The 6,292-nt window shown below is 60.0% G+C and carries 5 protein-coding genes and 1 pseudogene; 3 read left to right on the top strand and 3 right to left on the bottom strand.

What is annotated here, in order from left to right; genetic code table 11:
• The 3 genes from NCR34_RS26625 to NCR34_RS26615 form a co-directional block, all read left to right on the top strand.
• Positions 1-480 (top strand): tyrosine-type recombinase/integrase (locus tag NCR34_RS26625; protein ID WP_250501298.1); only part of this gene is annotated, 480 nt, incomplete at its 5' end.
• A gap of 178 nt (positions 481-658) precedes the next feature.
• On the top strand, positions 659-1,462 hold the full coding sequence (locus NCR34_RS26620; protein WP_250501297.1) for an alpha/beta fold hydrolase: 804 nt from the start codon (positions 659-661) through the stop codon (positions 1,460-1,462).
• Positions 1,443-3,014 (top strand): hybrid sensor histidine kinase/response regulator, encoded by a 1,572-nt coding sequence (locus tag NCR34_RS26615; RefSeq protein ID WP_250501296.1) that lies wholly within the window; start codon positions 1,443-1,445, stop codon positions 3,012-3,014. Before NCR34_RS26620 ends, NCR34_RS26615 begins: the two co-directional genes overlap by 20 nt.
• Positions 3,015-3,261: 247 nt before the next feature.
• Here the strand turns inward: NCR34_RS26615 and NCR34_RS26610 are convergent, their stop codons facing one another.
• The 3 genes and pseudogenes from NCR34_RS26610 to NCR34_RS26600 all read right to left on the bottom strand — a co-directional run.
• Positions 3,262-3,741 carry a response regulator gene (locus NCR34_RS26610; RefSeq protein ID WP_250501295.1) on the bottom strand — a complete coding sequence of 160 codons (480 nt, stop codon included), beginning with the start codon at positions 3,739-3,741 and terminating at the stop codon, positions 3,262-3,264.
• A gap of 1,069 nt (positions 3,742-4,810) precedes the next feature.
• A complete protein-coding gene (locus tag NCR34_RS26605) occupies positions 4,811-4,936 on the bottom strand; it encodes a GGDEF domain-containing protein (protein WP_250501294.1) in 126 nt (41 codons plus the stop codon).
• Positions 4,937-5,456: 520 nt separating this feature from the next.
• Positions 5,457-6,214, bottom strand: a pseudogene (locus NCR34_RS26600) (IS630 family transposase); the annotation flags it as partial.
• Positions 6,215-6,292 lie beyond the last annotated feature (78 nt).

Here is a 6,292-nt window from a genome sequence, read left to right as displayed (position 1 = left end):
AAGCGCCGCAAGCAGCGCACCGTGCCGGTCAGTGGCGCGACCGTCGCGGCACTGCGCGCACATTGGCACGACCGCGGCCGGGCGTTCGATGCACCGGAAGCGCGGGGGCCGCTGATCGCGCCCCAGTGGATCCCGACTACCCGCACCGCGCTCGAGCGGCATGACGCCGATGCGGACGACGCTCCCTACACGGTCGATGCATTCGGGCGGCTCGTGCGAACGGCCGTGCAACGGTTAGCGAAGGAGAGTGCGGCGCTGGCGGACTTCAGCACCGACGACCTCGAACAGTTAGCGAACACCTCCGCGCATGCTTTTAGGCACACGTTCGGCACGCGGGCCGTGGCGCGCGAGATGCCGACTGATGTCGTCCAGGCCATTCTCGGTCATGCGTCATTGCAGACCACGTCTATCTACGTGCGGGCGGAACGGCGGCGCATGCTGGAGGCCGCGGCGCGTTATTACGCCGATGACGACGCATGAAGCGGCGACAAAGCACAACCAGGGCAACGATGAAGTTAGGAATAGGCCGGCATCGCACGCCCAAAGACGTGACCATCGCCCGCAGATCGCAGGTTGTCCGGTGTGGACCGGGTGGTCGATAATGCAGGAGACACCAATTGCCGGTACAACGGCGAATCACACTTCTCCGAGGGATCAGGTGGGCATTTCGAAGCGTAACAATGTGCATGTTGATGGGACAGCAACGACCACCATGATCTTCGCGCACGGCTTTGGATGCGACCAGAACATGTGGCGGGATTTTGCGCCGGCCTTCGCTCAGCGATATCGCACAATTCTTTTTGATCTGGTTGGTAGCGGAGACTCGGACCTCACGGCCTACGACCGCGAGAAGTACAGCACCCTGCAAGGCCATGCTGACGACGTGTTGGAGATCGTTGAGCAGTTCAGCACGGGCCGGGTTGTTTTCGTCGGTCACTCGGTTAGCACCATGATCGGTATGCTGGCGGCCATCAAGTCACCCGAGCGCTTTGCCGCGAACGTGATGATCGGCCCATCGCCGTCCTTCATCAACGACGGAAGCTATGTCGGCGGGTTTGAGCGCAGCGACATCGAAGAGTTATTGGACACTCTCGAAAGTAATTATCTCGGGTGGTCGAGCACGATGGCGCCCTCCATCATGGGCGCCCCGGAACAGCCCGAGCTGGCCCAGGAATTGACGAACAGTTTCTGCCGCACCGACCCGGACATTGCCAAACATTTTGCTCGCGTGACTTTCCTGTCAGATCACCGCGCCGATCTCGCACGCGTGACCACGCCCACGCTGATCATTCAGTCGAACGACGATTTGCTCGCGCCTGTGTCGGTTGGCGAATTCCTGCGCGAGACGATCCCAGGCAGCCGCCTTGCCGTGGTCGATAACGTGGGCCATTGTCCTCATCTGAGCGCGCCCGGTCCGTGTACTGACGCCACTGAAAAGTTCCTTGAACAGCTGCTCCTTTGAGATGGACGGTACGCGTCAACCCCTTCCTGCGATGAGCGAGGCCTATGAGCACGCCCCATGCGGGCTTGTCTCCACGACAACCGATGGCACCATCGTGCGTGTCAACGCCACCTTCTGTCGCTGGACGGGCTACCCGGCAGACGAGCTGTTGGATCAGCGTCGCATCCAGGACTTGCTGACCATTGGCGGCAAGGTGTTTCACCAGACGCATTGGGCTCCCTTGCTCCAGCTGCAACGCTCGGTCGCTGAGGTGAAACTAGAGGTTCTGCGCCGCGACGGTCGCAAGGTGCCCATGCTCATCAACGCCGTTCGGCGGACGGTCGGTGAAACCCAACAAGACGACTTTGCCTGCATCGTCGTCACCGATCGACACAAGTACGAGGTAGAGCTTCTGCATGCTCGCCGGCAAGCCGAAGAGGCGCTTGAAGCGAGAACTGCCGCGGAAGAGGCGTTGCAGCGCGCGGACCGACATAAGGATGAATTCCTCGCCACGCTCGCCCATGAACTGCGCAATCCGCTCGCGCCGATCCAGGCCGCGGTTCGGCTGCTGGCGACGAAGGCGTCCGCCGACGAGCAACGCAATTGGTCCACGCGCGTGCTCGAGCGTCAGGTGGCGCAGCTTGGCAGGTTGGTGGACGACATGCTTGACGTTTCCCGGATTGCAGAAGGCAAGCTCGAGGTTCGCAAGCAACACATCAGTCTCGCAACGGTCATCGATCTTGCAGTTGAAGGCGTTAGGGATCTCGTTCGTACCCAGTCGCACCACCTGCGTGTCAACCTGCCGGACGCACCTGTGTTCGTGAACGCGGATCCAACGCGACTGACGCAGATCGTGCTCAACCTCTTGAACAACGCGGCCAAATACACGCCCCCCGGCGGCACAATCGACTTGGTGGTGCGTAGTGAAGGCGATGAGCTGGTCATAGCTGTCCGCGACACGGGCATCGGCATAGCGCCAGAGCACTTCGACACGCTGTTTGCTATGTTTTCCCAACTGCCCGAAGGCCATTCCCGGTCCGGAGGTGGCTTGGGCATTGGGCTCTCGCTCGTACGTGCGTTGACGGAGCAGCACGGTGGCAGCGTCAAGGTCACGAGCGCAGGTGTCGGAAAGGGCAGCGAATTTATCGTCCGGCTACCGCGTTCGTCTGATCGAACGATCGGACATAACAGCGATGCGCCTGCTGTATTGCCGCCGCGCGGCAGACGCCGGATTCTCATTGTCGACGACAGTGAAGATTCGGCCCTCAGCCTCGCGATGCTGCTCGAGGCCGGCGACTACGAAACACATACCGCCGCGACCGGCCATGCCGCGCTGCGTCTTGCGTTCGAATTCCAAGCCGACGTGCTGCTGGTGGATATCGGATTGCCCGACATGTCGGGCTACGATGTTGCCCGCCATATCCTACTCGATCCGCGTAGTAGCGGCATGTTGCTCATCGCGCTTACCGGATGGGCTCGGGAGCGCGACATCCAGGCGGCACGGGATGCGGGTTTTCATCATCACCTTGCCAAACCAGTCGACTATCGTCAGTTGTTCAAAATCCTGAAGTAGCCCATCCGTCGTTGACAATGCACCTATGTCGGGCAAACCGGTATCGGGTTGTATTCATGAATCGGAACATGCCGAAGTGCTCCGAGCTTGTCGGGGAAAGGTCGGGGGTCCTCGAGCTCACTGCTGTTCGGGTCTCCTCAACCGGAGAAGGCACGGCAAATAGCAGCCACTGACCCTGATTTGGCGCTTGCGTAAAACAGAGGTCGAACCACGCCTGTCGGCAACTCCGCGCACGCGAAGAACGCGATCAACTTTTGTTAAAGCGTGCGCTTCCAATTTGGGAGACATCGATTGTTCTTGCAGGCGCGACATGCTCGATCATCTTGAACAGCCCGGCCAAAGAAGCGCCTTTTCGATAGAACCCGTCGATCTCGACCGCCTTGCCGCGTTCAATGATTTCGGTTTCGGTCAGCGAGCTATGAACAATGATGGGTACGGTCGCGAATCGTGTCGATCCGCGCATCGCCTCGGCCACCGCGAAGCCGTCGCAGTCGTTCATCTCGATGTCGAGGATGACAACGTGTAGCAACCACGAGTCGGGCATGCGGAAAGCTCCGGCGCCGTCATTGGCGGTGAACGTTCGCAAGCCATAGGCAGTGCAGGCTGCGGAGAGCGCGGCTAACAACAGCTCGTCGTCGTCCACGATCAACACCGCGATGGGCGGATCGACAGGATCAAACTGACGCGTCGTCCACAGGCCGGGCGGGGAGGGGGAACCTTTGCTCATAATGTCCGATGTCCTTTTGATCGTTTCACGCAATCATCGTGCCCCGAGGACGCCGCCGTCGCCCATTGACATTCATTGCAACGGCGACCGTTGTCGGTCGGACTTCGAATGTGCCTCAGTAATACTGCGATGTGTAAGACGCGGCTGCGCTTTCAGCAGAACAATATCAGCCGATCGTCTCGACGATGCTCATCGAAGGGCGAATCGATGCCTCGGCGCTTGCGCTAACGAGTAGAACCGCGTGCGGTTCTTTCCGCCCCGCTACCCCGAATGAATACGGCGTCCGTGAATGCGGACGGTCCCTCACCAATCTACTCGACTATGCGATGACCGACGTAACCAGGGGGCCGCTAAACAGATGTTGAGCGCGGCATCCGGGTGAATGCCGTCGCGGCGGGACCGTTCTGAACCCCGCTGCAGGCGAGCGGCGGACAGACGGAGGAGAACCGGATGTACATCGGCAAAGACAAGTCAATGGGGTACCCCGGCCAGTCCTCCGAAATCGCGCCGTTGTATGTGCTGCTGGCATCGACGCAGGCGAGTTAGGTGCTGGGGCAGGTTTATGGCGCATCGGCGGCAACGGCTAGCCCTAATGGACCGCGTCATGCCTTGCTCTTCCGCCGGTCACCAACGATGACGGGGGCTCCGATATGCTATGGATCCCGAAAGAATGCTGGAAGATATCGCAAAAGTGCGTCAATTGGAGCGTGACAAGCACGGGCATACTGCGCTTAAAAAAGCCGCGAGCCGCCCGCTCTTGGCTGGTCGACGCAGATCCCGTTGCGCAGTGTAGCGCACCGCGTTCGGGGTTAGTGGCCAAAACGCTGGACTGCGCTCGCAGTCATTGCATCTCTCAAAACATCGGGAATCTGTGCCGCGTCGACGACTCGGTTGCAGCCGCACGCTTTCGCCCGACTAGCGTCAGCGTATGCAAGGCCCAACAGCTCGGGTGCGGACTCGGGCAGGCTGGGGGACGTGCATGCAAGGCCGATCAAGACCGTGACCGGCGCGCCGGTCGCCGATGTCGACTGGACGCCTAGCGTTTCCACTGCCGCCCTTAGCGAATCCGCTACACACAGTCCCGCCTCTTTACAAGCGGACAGCGAAACACGACGAGTTCTTCGCCGCCGTATCGCGTGACGAAATCGCTTCGCCGACGCAAGCTGCCAGCAAGCGCGCCCGCGACTTGTTTCAAGCAGTCATCGCCCGCGAGATGCCGGAACGTGTCGTTGTATTTCTTGAAGGGTGGCTCAGCAGGTTGCTATCGCTGGGTTCGCAATGGCAGACACTTTTGATGCCATGAAGGTCACGATCGTTTCCTATGACGCTCCTCCGCCAGGGCTAGGCAGGAGGTCCACAGGTTTTCTTCTAGCGGACGACGGCACGCGCCGGCCTAGACGCCACTCATCTCCCTTTGCACTGCCCGAGTGATTTCGGAAAACAACCTTCCGACAATGCACTCACGAAGACGTTGCGCGCGATCGTTAGTACTGACCGCAGTGACTATGCCGGCCTACTCGGAAATGCTTACACAGACAACAAGGACGCAGTCATGCAAGAAGACGTAAGAACGATGAACGCTAAGCGCGGCGATTGAACTATTGACTCGTGCCCACAGCGAGTCGGCCATCACTGGCTTCGTGTTCGAGGGTGAGCGCCGGCCGGCGGACGACGGACGCATTCTCGACTATTCGGACATCGGCTAGTCCACTGCATCATTGAAATGGCACCGGCCGAATTCGGCGCGATGGATCGTCGTACTTCCATTTAATCGGCTTCGGATTCTTGTTGTGCTCGCGGATATATCGCATCAGCTTACGGTCCAAGTCCTTCACAGTGGTGAAGATGCCTCGCGCGATCACATCACGTTGGATGCGCGCGAACCAGTTTTCCACCTGATTCAACCAAGACGTGTACGTCGGTGTGTAATGCAACCGCACGTTGCGGTGTTGCTGCAGAAACTCCTGCACACGTGCGGTTTTGTGGCTGCTGACGTTGTCGCAGATCACATGAATTTCTTGCTTAGACCGTTGGCTGGCGATCACGCCGGTGAGGAAGGCGACGAACTGCTCGCTGGTATGGCGTGGCGCGGTTTTGCCGATGACTTCCCCGGTCGCGTGTTGAGCGCAGCGAACAGGCTCAGCGTGCCGTTACGTTTGTATTCGAAGCCATGGCTCTCGGCTCGGCCTGGCGACAGCGGCAACATCCGGTCCTTACGATCCAGGGCCTGAATGGCCGTCTTCTCATCCACACAAAACACCGCCGCATGAGCGGGCGGGTTCAGATAGAGGCCTATGACGTCTGCAGCCTTGGTCTCGAAGTCAGGGTCGTTCGAGACCATGTGCGTATCGAGTCGATGAGGGCGCACGCCATGCTTGCGCCAGATACGCTGTACCGTCGAGGCGCCCACATCGCCCAATGCCGCAGCAAGCTTATAGCTGCTCCAATGCGTGGATCCGTCCGAGGGCCGGCGCGTGTTGCCTTTCGCCGTAAAGGGGCCGGGTGTTTTCGGCGTAATGGCGCCAGCGAAAGGCGCCTGATTCGGGGCTCG

This window comes from Caballeronia sp. GAWG1-5s-s (assembly GCF_023631445.1).
Taxonomy (GTDB): Bacteria; Pseudomonadota; Gammaproteobacteria; order Burkholderiales; family Burkholderiaceae; genus Caballeronia.
The sequence above is the reverse complement of the archived record's forward strand: the minus strand, read 5'-3'. Positions and strand labels throughout refer to the sequence as shown.